The 19,348-nt window shown below is 48.9% G+C and carries 19 protein-coding genes; 7 read left to right on the top strand and 12 right to left on the bottom strand.

The genetic code is table 11. The annotated features are described in order from the left end of the window. Positions 1 to 17 precede the first annotated feature (17 nt). Positions 18 to 833: an RNA methyltransferase gene (locus ACTHSP_RS05140; RefSeq protein ID WP_049335615.1), complete on the bottom strand. Its 816-nt coding sequence runs from the start codon at positions 831 to 833 to the stop codon at positions 18 to 20. Between the two features lie 175 nt (positions 834 to 1,008). On the opposite strand from ACTHSP_RS05140, the gene ACTHSP_RS05145 reads away from it, so the two are divergent. The 6 genes from ACTHSP_RS05145 (at position 1,009) to ACTHSP_RS05170 (ending at position 5,708) form a co-directional block, all read left to right on the top strand. Further along, on the top strand, positions 1,009 to 1,794 hold the full coding sequence (locus tag ACTHSP_RS05145; RefSeq protein WP_314512632.1) for an inositol monophosphatase family protein: 786 nt from the start codon (positions 1,009 to 1,011) through the stop codon (positions 1,792 to 1,794). Positions 1,795 to 2,056: 262 nt separating this feature from the next. Further along, positions 2,057 to 2,860, top strand: a complete 804-nt coding sequence (proB, locus tag ACTHSP_RS05150) for a glutamate 5-kinase (protein ID WP_070461470.1) — start codon at positions 2,057 to 2,059, stop codon at positions 2,858 to 2,860. A 9-nt stretch (positions 2,861 to 2,869) separates the two neighbouring features. Next, positions 2,870 to 4,120: a glutamate-5-semialdehyde dehydrogenase gene (locus tag ACTHSP_RS05155; protein ID WP_314512635.1), complete on the top strand. Its 1,251-nt coding sequence runs from the start codon at positions 2,870 to 2,872 to the stop codon at positions 4,118 to 4,120. 88 nt (positions 4,121 to 4,208) lie between these two features. Further along, positions 4,209 to 4,520, top strand: a complete 312-nt coding sequence (gene grxD, locus ACTHSP_RS05160; protein ID WP_003681608.1) for a Grx4 family monothiol glutaredoxin — start codon at positions 4,209 to 4,211, stop codon at positions 4,518 to 4,520. Between the two features lie 146 nt (positions 4,521 to 4,666). Continuing rightward, positions 4,667 to 5,293, top strand: coding sequence for a uracil phosphoribosyltransferase (gene upp, locus ACTHSP_RS05165; protein ID WP_004519527.1), 627 nt, complete (start codon positions 4,667 to 4,669; stop codon positions 5,291 to 5,293). Positions 5,294 to 5,390: 97 nt separating this feature from the next. After that, entirely contained in the window at positions 5,391 to 5,708 is a 318-nt protein-coding gene (locus ACTHSP_RS05170; protein ID WP_004519528.1) for a DUF2322 family protein, read from the top strand. A gap of 61 nt (positions 5,709 to 5,769) precedes the next feature. Here ACTHSP_RS05170 and trxA read toward each other — a convergent pair whose 3' ends face one another. The 9 genes from trxA to ACTHSP_RS05215 all read right to left on the bottom strand — a co-directional run bounded on the left by trxA (position 5,770) and on the right by ACTHSP_RS05215 (position 14,015). Continuing rightward, entirely contained in the window at positions 5,770 to 6,102 is a 333-nt protein-coding gene (gene trxA, locus ACTHSP_RS05175) for a thioredoxin TrxA (RefSeq protein ID WP_440345747.1), read from the bottom strand. 125 nt (positions 6,103 to 6,227) lie between these two features. After that, a complete protein-coding gene (locus ACTHSP_RS05180; RefSeq protein WP_314512639.1) occupies positions 6,228 to 7,793 on the bottom strand; it encodes a dipeptide ABC transporter ATP-binding protein in 1,566 nt (521 codons plus the stop codon). Between the two features lie 85 nt (positions 7,794 to 7,878). Continuing rightward, complete coding sequence (locus tag ACTHSP_RS05185) at positions 7,879 to 9,432, bottom strand: fatty acid--CoA ligase (RefSeq protein WP_314512641.1); 1,554 nt, start codon at positions 9,430 to 9,432, stop codon at positions 7,879 to 7,881. Positions 9,433 to 9,751: 319 nt separating this feature from the next. Continuing rightward, entirely contained in the window at positions 9,752 to 10,537 is a 786-nt protein-coding gene (locus ACTHSP_RS05190) for a TatD family hydrolase (protein ID WP_314512643.1), read from the bottom strand. A gap of 4 nt (positions 10,538 to 10,541) precedes the next feature. Next, positions 10,542 to 10,895 (bottom strand): PilZ domain-containing protein, encoded by a 354-nt coding sequence (locus ACTHSP_RS05195; protein ID WP_003682949.1) that lies wholly within the window; start codon positions 10,893 to 10,895, stop codon positions 10,542 to 10,544. Positions 10,896 to 10,905: 10 nt separating this feature from the next. Next, entirely contained in the window at positions 10,906 to 11,886 is a 981-nt protein-coding gene (locus tag ACTHSP_RS05200) for a DNA polymerase III subunit delta' (protein WP_440345748.1), read from the bottom strand. 322 nt (positions 11,887 to 12,208) lie between these two features. Continuing rightward, positions 12,209 to 13,525, bottom strand: coding sequence for an MFS transporter (locus ACTHSP_RS05205; protein WP_440345749.1), 1,317 nt, complete (start codon positions 13,523 to 13,525; stop codon positions 12,209 to 12,211). Then, a complete protein-coding gene (ccoS, locus tag ACTHSP_RS05210; RefSeq protein ID WP_003681462.1) occupies positions 13,522 to 13,710 on the bottom strand; it encodes a cbb3-type cytochrome oxidase assembly protein CcoS in 189 nt (62 codons plus the stop codon). The genes ACTHSP_RS05205 and ccoS overlap by 4 nt, the downstream gene beginning before the upstream one ends. After that, a complete protein-coding gene (locus ACTHSP_RS05215; RefSeq protein ID WP_440345750.1) occupies positions 13,710 to 14,015 on the bottom strand; it encodes an HLGFF motif protein in 306 nt (101 codons plus the stop codon). The genes ccoS and ACTHSP_RS05215 overlap by 1 nt, the downstream gene beginning before the upstream one ends. 235 nt (positions 14,016 to 14,250) lie before the next feature. Here ACTHSP_RS05215 and ACTHSP_RS05220 point away from each other — a divergent pair, with 235 nt between their 5' ends. Continuing rightward, positions 14,251 to 15,447: an acetate kinase gene (locus ACTHSP_RS05220; protein ID WP_440345751.1), complete on the top strand. Its 1,197-nt coding sequence runs from the start codon at positions 14,251 to 14,253 to the stop codon at positions 15,445 to 15,447. Positions 15,448 to 15,596: 149 nt separating this feature from the next. Here ACTHSP_RS05220 and ACTHSP_RS05225 read toward each other — a convergent pair whose 3' ends face one another. Together ACTHSP_RS05225 and ACTHSP_RS05230 are read right to left on the bottom strand one after the other, a co-directional pair. Then, positions 15,597 to 18,359, bottom strand: a complete 2,763-nt coding sequence (locus tag ACTHSP_RS05225) for a TonB-dependent receptor domain-containing protein (RefSeq protein ID WP_440345752.1) — start codon at positions 18,357 to 18,359, stop codon at positions 15,597 to 15,599. A 385-nt stretch (positions 18,360 to 18,744) separates the two neighbouring features. Further along, positions 18,745 to 19,206, bottom strand: coding sequence for a c-type cytochrome (locus tag ACTHSP_RS05230; protein ID WP_107768786.1), 462 nt, complete (start codon positions 19,204 to 19,206; stop codon positions 18,745 to 18,747). Between the last annotated feature and the right edge of the window lie 142 nt (positions 19,207 to 19,348).

The following is a 19,348-nucleotide window of genomic DNA, read 5'->3' on the forward strand; positions in this document are numbered from 1 at the left end:
TTTCAGACGGCCTTAAATCAGTCTTTTTTATGGATACGGTGGCTGACGGTATTGAAAAAACCGCGCAGGATGTCGATGTCTTCGGTTTGCGTGTTGGCGCGTCCGAACAGGCTCTGCATACGGCGCATCAGGCGCTCGCCGTTGCGGCGGTTGAAAAAGCCGATGTCGTTCATCACGCTTTCCATGTGGGCGACCATGCCTTTGATTTGCTCATGGGTCGCAGCGTGGTCTTCCTGTTGAAGATGGGTCATGGGCGAATCGGTTTGGCTGAAGATTTCGTAGCACACGACCTGCACGGCTTGGGCGAGGTTGAGCGAGAAATAGTCGGGATTGCCGTTGATGGTCATCAGTCGGTTGCAGGCTTGGACTTCTTCGATGCTCAAGCCGAAAGTCTCGTTGCCGAAAACCAGTGCCACTTTTTCGCCTCGGTTGGCGGCCTGCAGTAATTCGGGCACCAAATCGCGCGGGGTTTGCAGCGGCGCGGTGATTTCGCGGCGGCGACTGGTCAGGGCGCAGGCGATGGTGGTGTCGGCAAGGGCTTCGTCCAAAGAGGCAGCAATGGTGGCATTTTCCAAAACGTCTGCCGCACCGGAAGCGAGGATGAAACTTTCTTCCGGTAATTTAAACGATTGCGGATGCTCCGGATCGAATACGGGCGGATTTTCCGTCATCGGCGTTGCCATCAGATTGGGGGCAACGATGGTCAGTTTGTGCAGGCCCATTGTTTTCATGGCGCGGGCGGCGGAGCCGATATTGGCGGGATGGCTGGTACGCGTGAGGATGATGCGGATATTGTCCAGATAGGCGGGCAGGGCGGGTTTTTCGGAAGTCATGTTTTGTTTTCTGTTTGTACGGGAATCAGGTATAATGCGCCATCTTTTTGTTTTCAGACGGCCTTTTTCCATGCCGTCTGAAATGTTCTTTAACAGCATCGGAAACGATTAACAGCCTCTTGTGTGCCTTGTTCGGCGCATTAGGGCGTATTTTACCTGAATTAGGAAGAAAACCATGAATCCGTTTTTAAATACCGCTTTCAAAGCCGCCCGTAAAGCAGGGCAAATGATGATTCGCGCCGCCGGCAATCTGGATGCCGTCAAAGTAGACAGTAAAGCATTCAACGACTTCGTTTCCGATGTTGACCGCAGCTCTGAAATGATTTTGGTAGAAGCGCTCAAAGAAGCCTATCCGCATCACAAAATCACTTGCGAAGAAGGCGGCTCCCACGGTAAAGCCATCGCCGAGTACGAATGGATTATCGACCCGCTCGACGGCACGACCAACTTCCTCCACGGCCATCCTCAATACGCCATCTCTATGGCACTCTTGCACAAAGGCGTGTTGCAAGAAGCTTTGGTGTACGCACCTGAGCGCAACGACGTATATATGGCTTCCCGCGGCAAAGGCGCGTTGCTTAACGACCGCCGCATCCGCGTTTCCAACCGCATCGAATTGAACCGCTGCCTGATCGGTACCGGCTTCCCTGTTGTCGATCAAAGCATGATGGACAAGTATCTGGCGATTTTGAAAGACTTCTTGGCAAAAACCGCCGGCGGCCGTCGTGAAGGCGCAGCTTCTTTGGATTTGTGTGCCGTTGCGGCCGGCCGTTTGGACGGTTTCTTCGAGTTCAACCTCAAACCTTGGGATATTGCCGCCGGTGCATTGATTGTCCAAGAAGCAGGCGGCATCGTTACCGATATGTCCGGTAATGAAGGCTGGTTGGAAAGCGGCGATATCGTTGCGGCCAATCCTAAAGTATTGGCGCAAATGCTGAAAATTATTTCTGAGCACCAATAAGCGTTTGTAGGGAACGGTCTGTATTTATCTTTGCAGGCTAGAGTTTCAATAATCGGTAAAAGGCCGTCTGAAACCTGAAATAGGGTTTCAGACGGCCTTTTGTTTTGTTGTTAACGGATTCGGATAAGAGCTGAAAATACGCTTTTAAAGGAAGCATTTTTAATTTTGTCTGTATTTTCTATTGCTTCGCAGTTATGATGTGGATTAGCTTGGCTGAAATAATGCCGCGTGCAATCATAAAAATAGAAAGCAGAGGAGAATAATGAAACGAGATTTTGAAGCAGTAAAACGCATTGTCATTAAGATTGGAACCAGCTCTTTGGTGTTGCCAAACGGTAAAATCAATTTGGCAAAAATCGACCAACTGGCCTTTGTCATTTCCAGCTTGGTCAGTAAGGACAAAGAAATTGTGCTGGTGTCTTCCGGCGCGATGGGCTTTGGGCTGAATGTCCTCAATATGGAAAAACGTCCGGCGGAAATGGCGCAGCAGCAGGCTGTTTCCAGCGTCGGCCAAGTGGCCATGATGAGCCTTTACTCGCAGATTTTTTCCCATTATCGGATGACGGTATCGCAAATCCTGCTGACGCGTGATGTGGTCGAATATCCAGAAAGTTTGGCAAACGTTACCAATGCTTTTGAATCCCTGCTTTCCATCGGCGTCATCCCTATTGTCAATGAGAACGACGCGGTCAGCGTGGACGAGATGGACCATGCTACCAAGTTTGGTGATAACGACCGCCTGTCGGCAGTTGTGGCGAAAATCGTTAAAGCCGATTTGCTGATTATGTTGTCCGATATCGACGGTTTGTTTGATAAAAATCCGGCTGTTCACGCCGATGCCAAGCTGCGCAGCCATGTGGCCGATATTACTGAGGAAATCATTGCTTCTGCCGGCGGATCGGGCAGTAAGTTTGGTACGGGCGGCATGCTCAGTAAGATTAAGAGCGCGCAGATGATGTTTGAACATCACGGCCAGATGGTGTTGATGAACAGCGCCAATCCGCGCGATATTCTTCAGGTTTTAGATGGCGCGCCTATCGGAACTTGGTTTGCACAAGAGAAATAGGGAGGTTTGATGAGCTATATCGAACAGTTGGGCAAGAATGCCCAAAAAGCCAGTAAAACGTTAATCAGCTTGGGAAGCGTGGAAAAAAACAATTTGGTGCGTCAGGTCGCAAAGGATTTGGTTGAACAGGCTGAGGTGATTTTGGCGGAAAATGCCCGCGATTTGTCCGCTGCAAAAGAAAACGGCATTTCGGACATTATGCTCGACAGGCTGCGCTTGAATCATGAACGCATCAAAGGCATTGCAGAAGGCGTTGGGCAGGTTGCCGATTTACAAGACCCGATTGGGCAGGTTGTCCGCGGCTATACCAATTTGGACGGTTTGAAGATTGTTCAAAAACGCGTGCCTTTGGGCGTGGTCGCCATGATTTTTGAAAGCCGCCCGAATGTTTCGGTCGATGCGTTTTCTCTGGCCTTTAAAACCGGCAATGCCATTATTTTGCGTGGAGGTCGCGACGCGATCCATTCAAATACCGCATTGATTGCCGTCATCAGGCAGACTTTGGTAAAGGCGGGAATGGATGCCGATGTGGTGCAGCTGGTTGAAGATACCAGTCATGCCGCTGCTGAGGAATTGATGCAGGCAGTCGATTATATTGATGTGCTGATTCCGCGCGGCGGCGCGCGCTTGATTCAGACGGTGAAAGAGAAATCGAAAGTTCCCGTCATTGAAACCGGAGTCGGTAATTGCCATATTTATGTGGATGACAGTGCCGATTTGGAGATGGCGGTCAATATCGTCGTGAACGCGAAAACGCAGCGTCCGAGCGTGTGCAATGCCGCGGAGTCTTTGGTTGTCCACGAAAAAATAGCGGAAGCGTTTTTGCCCAAACTGGAGGAAGCTGTTGCCAAAGTGCATCCGTTCGAATTTAGAGCCGATCAGGAAGCATTGCGTATGTTTAAAAATGCCGTTTTGGCAACCGAGGAAGATTACAGCACCGAGTTTCTTGACTATATTATGTCGGTCAAGACAGTGAAATCAGTGGAAGAAGCCGTCGATTGGATTAACGGCCACACGACGCATCACTCGGAAGCGATTGTGACCCAAAGCATTGCCCATGCCGAGTTTTTCCAAGAAAGCATTGATGCGGCGGCGGTTTATGTCAATGCGTCCACTCGGTTCACCGACGGCTTTGTTTTCGGATTGGGCGCGGAAATCGGTATTTCCACCCAAAAAATGCACGCCCGCGGCCCGATGGGTTTGGAAGCGCTGACTTCGACCAAGTTCTACATCAACGGCAACGGTCAGATCCGACGTTGATAAACGCCCCTCAACTTCATCAATTTGCGTATAATGGCGGGAAATTTGATTTTTCCCGAACAACCGATTTAGTAAAAAGGAACACACCATGTCCTCTATCCACGATCAAATCAAAGAAGTCGTTACCACACACCGCGTCGTATTGTTCATGAAAGGCACGAAGCAATTTCCGCAATGCGGCTTCTCTTCCCGTGCCGTACAAATCCTCAATGCGGCAGGTTGCACCGACTATGTGACTGTCAACGTATTGGAAAACGATGCCGTACGCCAAGGCATTAAAGAATACAGCGACTGGCCGACCATTCCTCAACTGTACGTTAACGGCGAATTTGTCGGCGGCTCCGACATTTTGATGGAAATGTATGAAGCAGGCGAACTGCAAGAATTGCTGAAAGCTTAATTATCCACAATATTCCGTAATGTAAAATTGTTGACAAAGGCCGTCTGAAACCCTGATTCAGACGGCCTTTCGCATGAATACGCACTTTGCGCGCCATGCGAAAAAAAGTATAATCCCCCTCCATCAACGCAATTCGGAAAATCAACATGAACGTTACCGTTATCAACCACCCTTTAGTCCGCCACAAACTCACGCTGATGCGTGAAGCGGATTGCAGCACTTACAAATTCCGCACGCTTACCACCGAGTTGGCACGTCTGATGGCATATGAGGCCAGCCGTGATTTTGAAATTGAAAAATATATTATTGACGGCTGGTGCGGCTCTATTGAAGGCGACCGCATCAAAGGCAAAACGCTGACCGTTGTCCCGATTTTGCGTGCCGGTTTGGGTATGCTTGACGGCGTACTCGACCTGATTCCGACTGCCAAAATCAGCGTTGTCGGCTTGCAGCGCGATGAAGAAACTTTGAAACCGGTTTCTTATTTTGAAAAATTTGTCGACAGCATGGACGAACGTCCCGCACTGATTATTGACCCAATGTTGGCGACCGGCGGCTCTATGGTTGCCACCATCGACCTTTTAAAAGCCAAAGGTTGCCGTAACATCAAAGCATTGGTATTGGTTGCCGCTCCGGAAGGCGTGAAAGCCGTCAATGACGCGCATCCTGATGTAACCATCTACACTGCCGCACTCGATAGCCACTTGAACGAACACGGCTACATCATCCCAGGCTTGGGCGATGCTGGCGATAAGATTTTCGGTACACGTTAATTGAAATGTTTAAGGCCGTCTGAAAAGTGTCAAACATCAACTTTCAGACGGCCTTGTTATATGGTTTGTTTTAAAATCCACATCAGAAAGGACAATCATGAGCTTCCAAGACAATCTGGCCGCCATGCCTGCCATCGATCATTTGAGCGGCTTGGATATTCTCGATAAAGAGGGCAATGTGGTTCATCACATTCCCAATGCACCCGGCAAACAAGGCTCGCTCAAGCTTTACCATGCTTTGGCGCAAGAGTTTGACGGCAAGCTGGACGCAGCGGCGGCAGAACGCGGCTTGGCATGGTTTGCCGAGCATGTTGCCGATGCCGAAGCCAATCCGGGCAAACATCCGAATATTGATTTGCTGTTTAAAGTGAAGGCTGAAAATGCCAGCCTGATTTTGAAACCATTGGCTGCTTAATGAATACAAAAAAGGCCGTCTGAAAACAATTTTCAGACGGCCTTTTTATATGCTTAAAGCCTTAAGCGATAGAGGCTTCAACGAATGCAGTCAGTTGGCCTTTAGCCAATGCGCCGACTTTAGTTGCAACGTTTTTGCCGTTTTTGAACACCATCAGGGTAGGGATGCCGCGAACGCCGAATTTGGCAGGAGTAACTTCATTTTCGTCGATATTGATTTTAACGACTTTCAGACGGCCTTGGAATTCGGAGGCAATGTCGTCCAAGATTGGGGCGATCATTCTGCAAGGGCCGCACCATGGTGCCCAGAAGTCCAGCAATACAGGTACGTCGGATTTCAAAACGTCTTGTTCGAAGCTGGCATCGCTGGTATGGATAATCAATTCGCTGCTCATGTTATTTCCTTTCAAATCGGGATTAATAAAGATGTTGTTCAGAATAGTGGCAGACAGGGAAAATTTCAAGTGCCGCCACCTGGCAATAGTTTTTTTGAAATGCGTCTATCGTAATCCTTAAAGATTCAGACGGCCTCTTGAACCATGTGGCCGGAGTGGGCAATCAAATGGCGCGTATAGTTGCTGCTTGGATTGGCAAACACATTTTCGCATTCGCCTTCTTCAACGATTTTGCCGTCTTTCAACACCATCACGCGGTGGGAAATGGCGCGGATGACGGCGAGGTCGTGGCTGATGATGATGAAGGCGAGGCCGTATTCTTTTTGCAGGCCGCTGAGCAATTCAAGGATTTGTTGTTGCCATTGGACATCAAGCGCGCTGGTTGGTTCGTCCAAAACGAGGATTTTCGGGCGGACAATGATGGCACGGGCGATGGCGAGGCGTTGGCGCTGGCCGCCGGAGAATGCGTGCGGATAGCGTTCGAGTGCGTCTTCGGGCAAGCCGACTTGTTTAAGGACTTCTTGAACGCGGCAGCGCATTTCTTCGCGCGGCATTTCAGGTTCGTGAACGCGCAAGGCTTCGGAAACGGTATCAAAGACGTTCATACGCGGATTGAATGCGCCGAACGGGTCTTGGAACACCATTTGGATTTCGCGGCGCAATTCATGTCGCCATGGCTTGCCGTTGATGTTCAGGCTGCCTTCGGAATCGATAAGGTGCATAACGGCTTTGGCCAGCGTGGTTTTGCCGCAGCCACTTTCGCCGATGATGCCCAATGTTTCCCCCGATTTGAGATCGAAAGAAACGGGGTTGAGAATGGTTTTGTCGCGTTTTTTAAACCAGCCGTCTGATTCTTTGACGGAAAAGGCGATTTGTTCGGCCTTAAGGACGGTGGCAGGATTTTCAGGCAATGGGGCCACTCGGCGCGTTGTGCCGGCGTTGAGCAACATTTTGGTGTATTCGTGCTGAGGATTGGCGAAGACTTCGGCTGCTTTGCCGGTTTCGAGGATACGGCCGTCACGCATAACGGCGACATCGTCGGCAAAACGGCGCACAAGGTTTAAGTCGTGCGTAATGTAGAGCATGGTCATGCCGTGTTCTTCCTGCAGGCGTGAGAGCAGGTCGAGAATTTGGGCTTGAACGGCAACGTCCAAAGCGGTGGTCGGTTCGTCGGCAATCAGGAGCTTGGGCTGGGCTGATACGGCCATGGCAATCATGGCGCGTTGGCGTTGGCCGCCGGAAAGTTGGAACGGATAAGCCTGGGCTTTTTGCTCGGGCTGGTGGATGCCGGTTTCGTCTAGGAGTTCGATAGCGCGCGCCCATGCCTGTTTTTTATCCAAACCCAAATGCAGGGACAGGACTTCGGCGATTTGTTCGCCGACGCGCATGACAGGGTTGAGGGCGGTCATGGGTTCTTGAAACACCATGCCGATTTCGCGGCCGCGCAGTTTTTGCAGGGCGCGTTCGGGCTGGGTCAGCAGATCGGTTCCGCAATATTTCAGACGGCCTTCAAAGGTAACCATCGGATTGAGGCGCATGATGCCTTGCGACAATACGGTTTTGCCGCTGCCGCTCTCGCCGACCAATGCCAGTTTGCGGCCTGGTTGCAAGGTCAGGTTGATATCGTGCAGGACTTGCTTGCTCGGAAAGGAGCCGTTTAGGTTTTCGATTTCGAGTATAGGTGTCGTCATGGTCGTGGCCGTCTGAAAAGGTTTGTGGAATACAGGTTGTTTTCAGACGGCCTGCATGAATCAAGAGGCCGTCTGAAACAGCGGTTTAGTCTTGAAACTGTTCTTTGAGTTTGCGTTTTAACACTTTGCCGGTGGCATTGCGCGGCAGCTCGTCTTGGAAGATGATTTGTTTGGGGATTTTAAAGTTTGCCAACAGGCCGCGCAGGTGGCTGCGGACTTCGGCTTCTTCCAGTTTCATGCCTTCTTTGAGTTGGATAAAGGCAATGATTTCTTCATCGGCGTATTGGTCTTTCACGCCGATTACGGCGGCGGCTTCCACGGCTTCGAGTTTGTAGATGGCTTCTTCGATTTCGCGCGGATAGACGTTTTGGCCTTTGGAGATAATCAGGTCTTTTTTGCGGTCGACGATGAAGATGAAGCCGTCTTCGTCTATGGTGACGAAGTCGCCGGTTTTTAGCCAACCGTTGACAATGGTTTCATCTGTGGCGTCAGGCATATTGAGGTAGCCTTGCATGACCGAACCGCCTTTGATGATGAGTTCGCCCACTTCGCCGCGTGGCACTTCGATTAATTCGTCATCGACGGCTTTCACGGTCAAGCCGGGCAGGGCGACGCCGACGCTGGCGGTTTTTTGGCGCTCAGGCGTATTGACGGCTACGACGGGCGAGCATTCGCTCAAGCCGTAGCCTTCCAGCAATTTGGCACGCGGGAATTTGGCTTTGAAATCGTCAATGGTTTGTCCGGCCAAAGGCGCGCCGCCGCTGATAAACAGACGGACGCGGTTGAACCATCTGAAATACCAAGGGATTTTGGCTTTGCTCATGGCAGTGTAAATAGCCGGTACGCCGAGGAAAATGGTAGCGCGTTTGAGCAAAACCTGTTTCAACACGTTGGAGAACGGGAAGACGGATTTGACCAAAATAATCGAGCAGGCTTGAGATATCGGCAGCAAAACCATGGCAGTCAGCGTAAAGCTGTGGAACATGGGCAAGAAGACGACGAAGCGGTCTTTTTGTGAAATTTGGAAAATTTGTTCGATGCCCGAAAGGTTGGAAAACAGGTTGCTGTAACTGATTAGTGCGCCTTTGGGGTGGCCGGTTGTGCCGGAAGTGTAGATAATGTGCGCCAAGTCGTTGACGGACGGCTGACGGCTCAGATTCGGCTTGCCGGGGAATGTACGCGCGGCATCGAAATAGCTGTCATCGCCACTGGCGGCGTTGGTTTCGCCAATCCAGATGATTTTATTGACTTTGGTTTTGGCTTTGATGTTTTTGAGTTCTTTGGCCAACGGCGCGGATGCGAACATGAAGCGTGCGCCGCAGTCATTGAGGATGTAGGAAAATTCTTCGCTTTTCAAAAAGACGTTGAGTGGGACGGCTACCGCGCCGATGGAAGTAATGGCGAAATAGGCGGCAATAAATTCGGGAGAGTTGGAAACGACAAGGGCAACCCTGTCGCCATATTGTACGCCTTGGTGTTGCAGATAGGCGGCGACGGTTTCTACTTCGCGTTTGAGGGAGGAATAGCTGATTTTTTCTTTGTCGTTGAAAATGACCGTACCTTTACCGTTTTTTTGGCAGGCTGCAGTCAGCATAGCGTAAAAATTAGAGTGGGTGTGCATTTCGGAGTTTGTGTCCATATTGTGTCGATTGATGTACGGTTTCGATGAACCGTTTATTTCGAAGGATAGGTTTTACATCCTATCGGTAAAATAAGCAAGAGGCCGTCTGAAAATACTTTCAGACGGCCTTGCGCTTTGCTGGGCTTAGGAAAGCAATATTTTGAATTTAAACTTATTTATTGTGTTGATGGGAATATTCGCATTCTTCAAAAGTCTGCCGTTCGGAAGATAGCGCAAGCCGATTGCGTTTCTGTCTCGGGTCATTTTGAGTTTACTGCTAAGTTTGAGGCAGAACCCGGATGACGGGTAGGCAATGCCGATGGTAGAAAATCTGGGCTTAACCGTTGTTCAGACGGCCATCGGGTACTTTCTTAAACAGGCGATAGAAATTGTCGCTGGTGTTTTGTGCCAATGTTTCCAAGCTCTCGCCGCGCAGATTAGCTAAGAACTCGGCTGTATAGCGGACGTAGGAAGGCTCGTTTTGTTTGCCGCGTTTGGGAACCGGAGCGAGGAAAGGCGCATCGGTTTCTACCAAGATTCTATCGGCTGGGACGTATTTGGCGGCTTCCTGAATCAGCGGCGCGTTTTTAAACGTCACAATGCCGGAGAAGGAAATGTATAACCCCAAATCCAAAGCGGCTTTGGCAAAGGCGACGTCTTCAGAGAAACAGTGAATCACGCCGGAGTTGGTGTGGCACTCTTTCAAAATCCGCAACGTGTCTTCGGCCGCATCGCGCGTGTGGACGATAACGGGCAGGCCGCTTTCGTTGGCGGCTTGGATATGGTCGGCAAAGCGTTGATGTTGCCATGACAAATCGCCTTTGCACCAGTAATAGTCCAAACCGGTTTCGCCGATACCGACGATTTTGGGATGTTTGGCCGCTTCTACCATTTCGGCAATGGTAAATTCTTCTGCTTCTTGGCTGTCGGGATGTATGCCGATGGTGCAGTAGATGTGGTCGTTTGCCTGAGCAATGTCGAAGACTTCGGCAAAACTTCGTTTGCTGACGCTGATGGCAAGCGCCTGTTTGACGCTTTGCGCTTCCATATTGGCAAAGACTTCGGGCAGGCGGTCTTTTAAGCCGTCAAAGTTGAGATGGCAATGTGAATCGATTAAATACATGGTATTACAGGGTAAAAGTAGTGCGGTCGCTGCGCAGGCGTGGGCCAAGCTCGGCTTCGATCAGGTTTTTTGCCTGCAGGCAGCTTTCGTGTTCGGAGAATGCAAGGCCTACGCCTTTGGGGCGGTGGGCTGAAGTGCGCGCCGGATTGATCCAAACGACTTTGGTTGGCAGGAAGCGTTTGGGATAGTCGGCGATTTCTACGGCCAAGAGGATGTCTTCGCCTAGGGAGAATACGTCATCGGTCGGTACGAACAGGCCGCCGTGTTCTAAAAACGGCATATAGCAGTTGTACAACAAATTGGGGTCTTTGAGTTGCAAAGCCAACATCTTCGCCGGAATGTCTTTTTTATTCATCATTGATTACCTGTTAGGGTTTGTTTTGCCAAAAATCTAAATATTCGATAAGCAGATACTCAAGCTGCATTTTAACACTCAAGGTATGGTATCCGTAAGGGTTGAGCGCGTTCAGACGGCCCAATAGGGCAAACAGCTTGCGTGAATCGGTTTTAGAGGCCGTCTGAAGCAGGGCTTGGGCATGGTGTGGATAATAAAGCGGCGCCATATTTTGTTGTGCTAAGCCGACATCCATCAGCCACTTTTGCAGCCAGTCGATGAAAACGGCCAGCGGTTGTTTTTGTTTGTCGAACGTAGCGGCGTAATCGAGTATGGCCAACAGGCGCGGGGCGGCCAGCAGCATCAGCAACTCTTCGCGCAATGCGTCCAATTCGGGAGTCGGCGTGAATAAAGGCGCGCCGCTGTGGAATGCCAACAAGGCTTCTGCATTTTCCACGCCCTGTTGGCGCAGGTATGCCGCAGCCTGCTCATGGGTAGGCGAGGGCAGCACCATCTGGCGGCAACGGCTTTTGATGGTGGGCAGGAGTTTGTCTCGTGCATGGGTAACGAGCAGGAAAACGACGTGTTGCGGCGGCTCTTCCAAAGCTTTTAACAAACCGTTTGCCGCTTGTGTATTCATACTTTCAGCCGGATGTACCAATACCACGCGCAGTCCGCCGCGGACAGCGGTCAGGTAAATGTTTTCCACAATATCGCGCACGGCATCGATTTTGATTTGCAGGAGTTTGCGTCCTGTTGCCTCGCCTTCGGGCATTTCCGGCGTGAGTTCGTAAAAGTCGGGATGCGTGTTTTGGCTAAACAAATGGCACGAGGCACACTCGCCGCAGGGTTCATGGCCGGACTTCGGCGATTCGCACAGCAATGCCTGCGCGACAAAGCGGGCAAACTCGGTTTTGCCGGTATTTTCTTTGCCGGTAAACAGCCAGGCGTTGGGACGGTTTTGCCAATGGGCGGCGAGCTGTTGCCATTGGGTTTCATGCCATGGATAAATCATATCGTTTGGGAACTATAAGGTAGGTGGTTATTATACTCTCAGGCCGTCTGAAAAAGGTTTCAGACGGCCTTTAATAAACTGCCTAAAAATTAATCAAATATCGTTTTTCTTTGAAATATCAATTATTAAGCTTACTTATTCACAGCCTTTGCACACGCTTGTTTGGGGGAAATGTGCATTTTGTTTGGCGGTAAAGTTGTGCTTAAAATTTAGGCAGATGTGTTTTTTAATGTTAAATCAGACAGTAATCTGATTTATGCACAAACTGTCCACGCGATTGAACAGTGAAAATGTGCATGGTGGGGAGACATTTCAGACGGCCTTATTTGCTGATTTTCAACAAAGCGGTCAAATCCCCGATAAATTTTGGTTCCCGTTTGATGAGGTAAACAATCAACGGAATATTACCTACAGCAACAATCAAATACAGCAGCGTGATGCTGTTGAACAACATCAGCAAAACCGCGCTCAAAATGGCGGCTGACACCATAAATACGCCGTTGATGATGTTGTTGGCAGCAATAGCGTGGGCGCGGAAGGTTTCGCTGCTGGCAGTTTGCAGCCAAGTGTAGAGCGGTACGGAGAAGAAGCCGCCGAAAAAGCCGATGGCCGACATCACGAGCATAATCGGATACGCTTGGGCTTGCGATAAAAACCAAATAATGCCGTTTAATTCGGTAAAGCGTTGGCCTTGGGTCAGCCACACCAGCAATAATCCACAGACCGTCAACCCCAGAGTGCCGATGGTAACCAAGCCCAAAATCAGGCGCTCATGGCTGAGTTTGGCGCATAATACCGAGCCGATGGCGATACCGATGGAGAACAGCGCCAACATCAGGTTGAACACATTATCGTTGCCGCCCAAATGGATTTGCGTGAACGTCGGCAGTTGGGTGGTATAAACCGAGCCGACAAACCAAAACCATGAAATACCGATGATGGATGTGAATACGGGACAATTGGCCGCCGCTTCACGAATCAGTGAATTCGTGCCTTTGATGATGTTCCATTCGATTTTTGTGTCCGACATTTTAGCGGGTACAGACGGCATAAACAGGCTGGTCATCGTGCCGCCGACGGCGACCAATAATACCAAACCGCCAACAATATACGGCGGAACGCCTGCGACTGCCGTGCCCAAAAGTTGGCCAAGCAAAATGGCGATAAACGTACCTGATTCAATCAGGCTGTTGCCCATAATCAGCTCTTTGTCGTTGAGGTAATCGGGCAAAATCGCGTATTTCAGCGGGCCGAACAAGGTCGATTGCGTGCCCATGCAAAACAGGCAGATTAAAAGCAAAGGCGCGGATTGGATGTAGAAGCCATACGCCGCCACTGCCATGATGATGATTTCCAACAGCTTGATCCAGCGCGCCAAAACTGCTTTATCAAATTTGTTGCTCAGCTGTCCTGACAGCGCGGAAAACAGGAAGTAGGGCAGGATAAACAGCATCGCACCCAAGTTCAGCATTTGGCTGGGTGGCAGAAAGTCGTTTTTACCCAAACCGTAAAAACTGATCATCACGAATAATGCGGTTTTGAACATATTATCGTTCAACGCGCCCAAAAACTGCGTCCCAAAGAGCGGCGCAAAACGGCGGGTCGTGTGGAAATTCAGATTGTCTTTTTTAAGGCTCATTGTTTGGATTCTTTGTCTTCGTCTTTTTCGATCAGTTTTTCAGTGGAGTCATCGTCCATCAAAATGCGGTGCGCAGGTCCTTCAAGGTCGTCAAACTGTCCGTTTTTACCCGACCACCAGAAAAACCAACCGATGATAAAGGCCAAAATAATGCTGATGGGGACAAGGATAAACATACTTTCCATTACATCGCTCCAGTCAAATCGGTCAGGATAAAGGTTTTACCGCTGATGGTCAGGTATTCGTTGCGCAACGCGCCGATATTTTTATCGTCAAAAAACAATTCGATACGGTCTTTAACCACGCGCCAGTATTGCGGAATATCGGTTTGCTCAAAAGGCGACAATACCGCCGCTGCGGCTGCATCTTCGCTTTGCAGCTTGACTACAAAGCGTCCGCTTTGCGGCGGATTTTGCGATTCATCGTCTGCCAACATAATAAAAAATCCGGCGTGTTCGCCGTCTTGAGTGTGGATACTGAAATAATGCATATCGGGAAATCTTCAAAACCGCCGTCATTTTTTTCAGACGGCCTAAAATAAAATTCCGTCCATTTTACATCAAATATTAAGTCAAGCAGCCGATTACATTTTTTGTTAGAATACGGCGTTTACTTTGTTAATCTGTTCAGACCGCTACCCACTACGTCCCACAAGGGATGCAACATAGCCGGAGCCGCAGTAAGGTCCCGACAAGAATGCCGTCTGAAACCTCAAGGAGCATAAAATGACACAAAAATTAATCTTGGTTTTGAACTGCGGCAGCTCTTCCCTCAAAGGTGCCGTATTGGATAACGACAGCGGCGAAGTATTGCTGAGCTGCTTGGCAGAAAAACTCAATCTGCCTGATGCCTACATTACCTTCAAATTCAACGGCGAAAAACACAAAGTCGACCTGTCTGCCAAGCCTGACCACACCGGCGCAGTTGAAGCCCTGATGGAAGAACTCAAAGCCCACGGTCTCGACAGCCGCATCGGCGCCATCGGTCACCGCGTCGTCAGCGGCGGCGAACTGTACAGCGAATCCATCCTCGTTGACGACGAAGTTATCGCTGGCATCGAAAAATGTATCCCGCTCGCTCCCCTGCACAACCCTGCGCACCTCTTGGGTCTGCGTGCCGCACAAAACATCTTCAAAGGTCTGCCTAACGTTGTCGTATTCGACACCGCCTTCCACCAAACCATGCCGGAACATGCCTACACCTACGCTATTCCACATGAACTGTATGAAAAATACGGCTTGCGTCGTTACGGCGCGCACGGTACCAGCTACCGCTACGTTTCTGATGAAACCGCCCGTTTCCTCGGCAAAGACAAAAAAGACCTGCGCATGGTGATTGCCCACTTGGGTAACGGCGCATCTATCGCCGCAGTTGCCAATGGCGAATGTAAAGACACCAGCATGGGTCTGACTCCGCTGGAAGGTTTGGTCATGGGTACCCGCAGCGGCGATATCGACCCTTCAGTTTTCAGCTTCTTGGCTGAAAACGCAAACATGACCATTTCCCAAATTACCGAAATGCTGAACAAAAAATCCGGCCTGCTCGGTATCTCCGGTTTGTCTAACGACTGCCGTACCATTGAAGAAGAAGCTGCCAACGGCCACGCAGGTGCCAAACTGGCTCTGGAAATCTTCATCTACCGCTTGGCTAAATACATCGGCAGCATGACAGTCGCGGCAGGCGGTTTGGACGCATTGGTCTTTACCGGCGGTATCGGCGAAAACTCCGACATCATCCGCGAACGCGTATTGGGCTACTTGGGCTTCCTCGGTCTGCACATTGACCAAGAAGCCAACCTGAAAGCCCGCTTCGGTAACGCCGGTGTAATTACCACTGCTGACAGCAAAGCTGTTGCCGTTGTGATTCCTACCAACGAAGAATTGATGATTGCACACGATACTGCCCGTCTGAGCGGCCTGTAATCCGTCATTATTGAAAACCTGCCCGTAAGGGCAGGTTTTTTGTTGTGTATAGATGAAGAAAGTTTTGAGAATATATTGAGAAAAGCCGGCAAACATTGTGTTTACCGGCTTTTTAACCAGTGCAATATTAAGAATGCTGACGGATAGGTTTAGAACTTATAACTGATGGTAAACAGCAAAGTCCTGCCTCGTGCGTAGTTGTTCAAGACGGAGCGTGTCGTACCGCCATATTTGCCATTGCATAAACCGTTGGCATCGCATTCGACTTCCTCATCATCTAAACCGCCTTTTCTTTCAAATACGCTGAAATAGCGCTGGGTTGCGGCATCATTTGCGGCATCCAAAGGATCGATATAGCGCTTATTGAACGCATTTTGAATGTCGAAACGAAGGATAAGGTTTTTCTTCGGTTCGTAATTGGCATAGAAATCAAAAATCATCGGCTGTCTGTTGATGCTTTCTGTTTTTTTGATCACTCTTCTGCCCATTTGATGTGAAGAGTAGGTATTGGCACCGGTTGTACCGTCAACAAATTCCTCCTCAGTCGTTGCCCGTGTACTTTTGCCGTAATAGCGCATAATGCCGCCGACGGTCAATTTGTTGCCCAACCATCGGGACCCTAATTCAAACCGACCGTAATCTCGGGGCAGGCGGGAAATTTTGCTTAAGCCGTAGCCTTGTTTGATTTGGTCTTCTTTAGAAGAGTTGCGGGGCGATTCGCTGGCATCGCTATAGTTGGTCGGCTGGTTGGTTTTTTGATAGGCGTAAGACAGGGTTGTAAAAAAGCGGCCGAAATCATAGTTCATTTCCACTTCCAAACCATTTTTATGGACAGGTTTGGCATAGTTTCGATGCTGGATGGAGTATTGCAGGCCGGTACTGGTTACCCAGCTGGGTGCTTTATCCAAATCCCACCATTTGCCATAAACATTGTGGATATAGTTGTTTATTCTGCTGCGGTAGGCGACCAGTTTGAAACCCAATACATCGTCCGGCTTGAAAATCCCTTTTTTGAAGGTATTGAAGCCTATTTGGTAAGTATTGGCCTGTTCCGGCTTAAGGGCTGTATTGACGCCTGAGTCGCCGATTTGTGAAAAATACATTTCTTGAATATTCGGCATTCTATGCGTACGCGAATAGCTGATAAACGGCATAAAGTAGTCGTTGACATTGATGTTTAATGCCACCGAATGGTTTACTGCATGCTTTTTACCGGATTTGGTATAGACCGGTTCGTAAAGGTCGCAGCTTGGCGTGCAATGCTGTTTATAAATTTCAGAATCTTCTCCAAATGCTTTTTTAAAGTCTTCTTGGGTATTGAAGTAGTCGGTATATTCGCCTTTGTAGCGGTAGTTGACCATATTGGCGCTGTAATTCAATTGATAAATGCCTTTTTTCAAGGAAGTATCAAAATAGAACGTATTGAATTTTTGCTGGCCTGAAGGTTGTAATATGGTTGATTTTTGAGGAAATATTCCTTTGTCGCCTTTGAAACGGCCTAAAAAGCTGTACAGGCCGGCATCTTGATCGGGGCCGTCGTAAAAAAGGCTCAGCTCTTCTGGAAAGCGGTTTTTACTGTATTGGTTTTTAAAGAAATTGAAACCGACAGTAGCTTTTAAATCTGTTTTTTTGGGAAGTTTGAAAGAAAAGCTGTTGTTGATATCCAAAAGATTGGCTGTGTTTTTGGTTTCCAAATAATCAAGCAGCCCCCATCCTGAAAAACGTGAGTTTTTCGGATATTTTTGTTTTCCCAAATTATGGGCGGCCAACACGTTTAAATCGACATAATCGCCAATGTTTAAGTTGTAATTGGCTTGGTAGTTGCGGTTTTCTACTTTGCGGCTGCCGATACGGTTGTTCATGGTACGAAGCTGAAGGTCCAGCTTGTTGTTGTCGTTTTCGTATTCCACTTTGACCAAATGGCTGTTTGAGCGTTGTTGCAGGCTGGTCGGGTCGATAGGTGTCAGATCCCATTGCGGTGCCAAATTCTCTTTCCAGCTTCTTTCCAAGTCATCGACATAATCTCTTTGCAAAACTTCGGGATCGTTATATTTTTTGGAGAAAGGATAGTCCCAATAGCTTTTGCCGACCGCATTGCGCTTGGAAAAGTCACGAACCCAGAGATTTTGTTCGTGGTCGAATTTCAATAAGTTGCTCTCAAAATATTCTTGTTTTTTACGATCCAAATATTCCTCGCCAAAATTGCCGATACGCTGACCGCCGCCGCCTACTTTATAGTTTTGCTCGACATTACGGTGGCTGTAACCATATAACGCACCAAGGCGCGCGCCACTGTCAAACCATTTTTGTACTGCTCCGGTTGCCATAAAGTTGCTTTTGGTGCTGTTTGTGCCGGTCAATCCTTTGGTCAAGAGGCCGAAGGTATTGTTTCCGTGTACCACATCGTCTACTCGTAAAGTACGGAAATTGGCTGTACCGGATAAGGTATTGATGCCGTTGGAACCCGAGAAACTGCCTTTGGTTACATCGACGCCGGCAATAAAATTGGGATCCAGTGCCGTACCGAATTGCGAGGAGCTGCCGCTGCGTCCGGCATCGGCAGAAGTGGAATAGAAGGTTTGGGTTACGCCGTCAACCATCGTATTGACACGTCCCAAACCGCTATCGCCACGGATATTGACCGCCAATACCCCCGATCCCTTGTCTTGTTGGGTGAAAACGCCGGGCATGCTCCGAACGATGGTATCGATGTTTTCGCTGGATTGATAAACGCGTTCACGCGAACTTTTGGCTTGGCCTTCGGTAAAAACTTTTTTCTCTTTGGCAATGTGTTTGCCTTTGACTTGAATTTCATCAAGCTCTTGAGTTGAAACCTCGTCTTCTGCGTGTGCGATACTTGTTATAGCCAGTAAAGATAATGTTAGTAGATTTAATTTGAAATTCGGATTCATGATAGTTACCTCAGAAACGAAGTTGTTACTTTATAACATATTATTAAACTTTACAAATATTTTGAAAATGGTTTTTATTTGTTAAAAAATAAAGTAGATTCTTGTTTCAGGAGATAATCCAACCGCATATGATTCATCTGGCTGAAAAGATAAAGCAGGTCTGAATTTGAATTGGGTTGGTCGAGAAGAAGGAAGATTTAATTGAATTTAAACGGCTGGAAGAAGAAAATTTGATTGCGATATGTGAATTGAGCCGTCGGTTTCAAATGAAACCGGTAAAAAACATGAAATGCAAAATATAAAGTCGATATAGAAAGATTTGAAGTCAGTTGAAGAAAAGGCCGTCTGAAAATGATATTTCAGACGGCCTTTATTGCTTTAAGCCTTATTCCGGACCGCGGAATGTGTCGTGGCAAGATTTACAGCTTGCACCGGTTTCGCCGTAAGCGGCTTTGATTTCTTCGAGCTTGCCGGTTTGGGCAGCGGCGTTGAGTTTCTCAACTGCAGCGGCAAATTTTTCTTCTTCGGCTTTGAATGTTGCTGTGTCTGTCCAGATGGCAGGCAGGGCGCGGCCGTTGCCTTGAGGGTCGGATTCAAACAGGGTGAACGGTTTTTTGCTGTTTTCGGCGAAGGTTGCGGCGGCTTGTTTGAATTTTTCTACGTCGTAAGGCTCTTCGTCTTTGACCATTTTGCCCATGCGGGTAAACTCAGGCATCATGGATTTGAACGCGGCCGTACGGTCTTCGGAAATAGGGCCTTTAGGCTGGGAAGGCGCGCTGCTGCCGCCGCAGGCGGAAAGGGTAAGCGCCACTGCTGCCAAAGCAACAGGGAGAAAACGGGTTTTCATATGGAGTGTGTCCTATTGTGATGATATGATTATCGTTAAATTTAAAATCAGCCGGCCAAACACTCAGGCCGTCTGATAAGGCGTTATCATACCTTAAACCCAAGTCTGAAACGAGTATAGAAAGGAAACGATATGGCAATTT

This window comes from Neisseria sp. P0001.S005 (assembly GCF_051963715.1).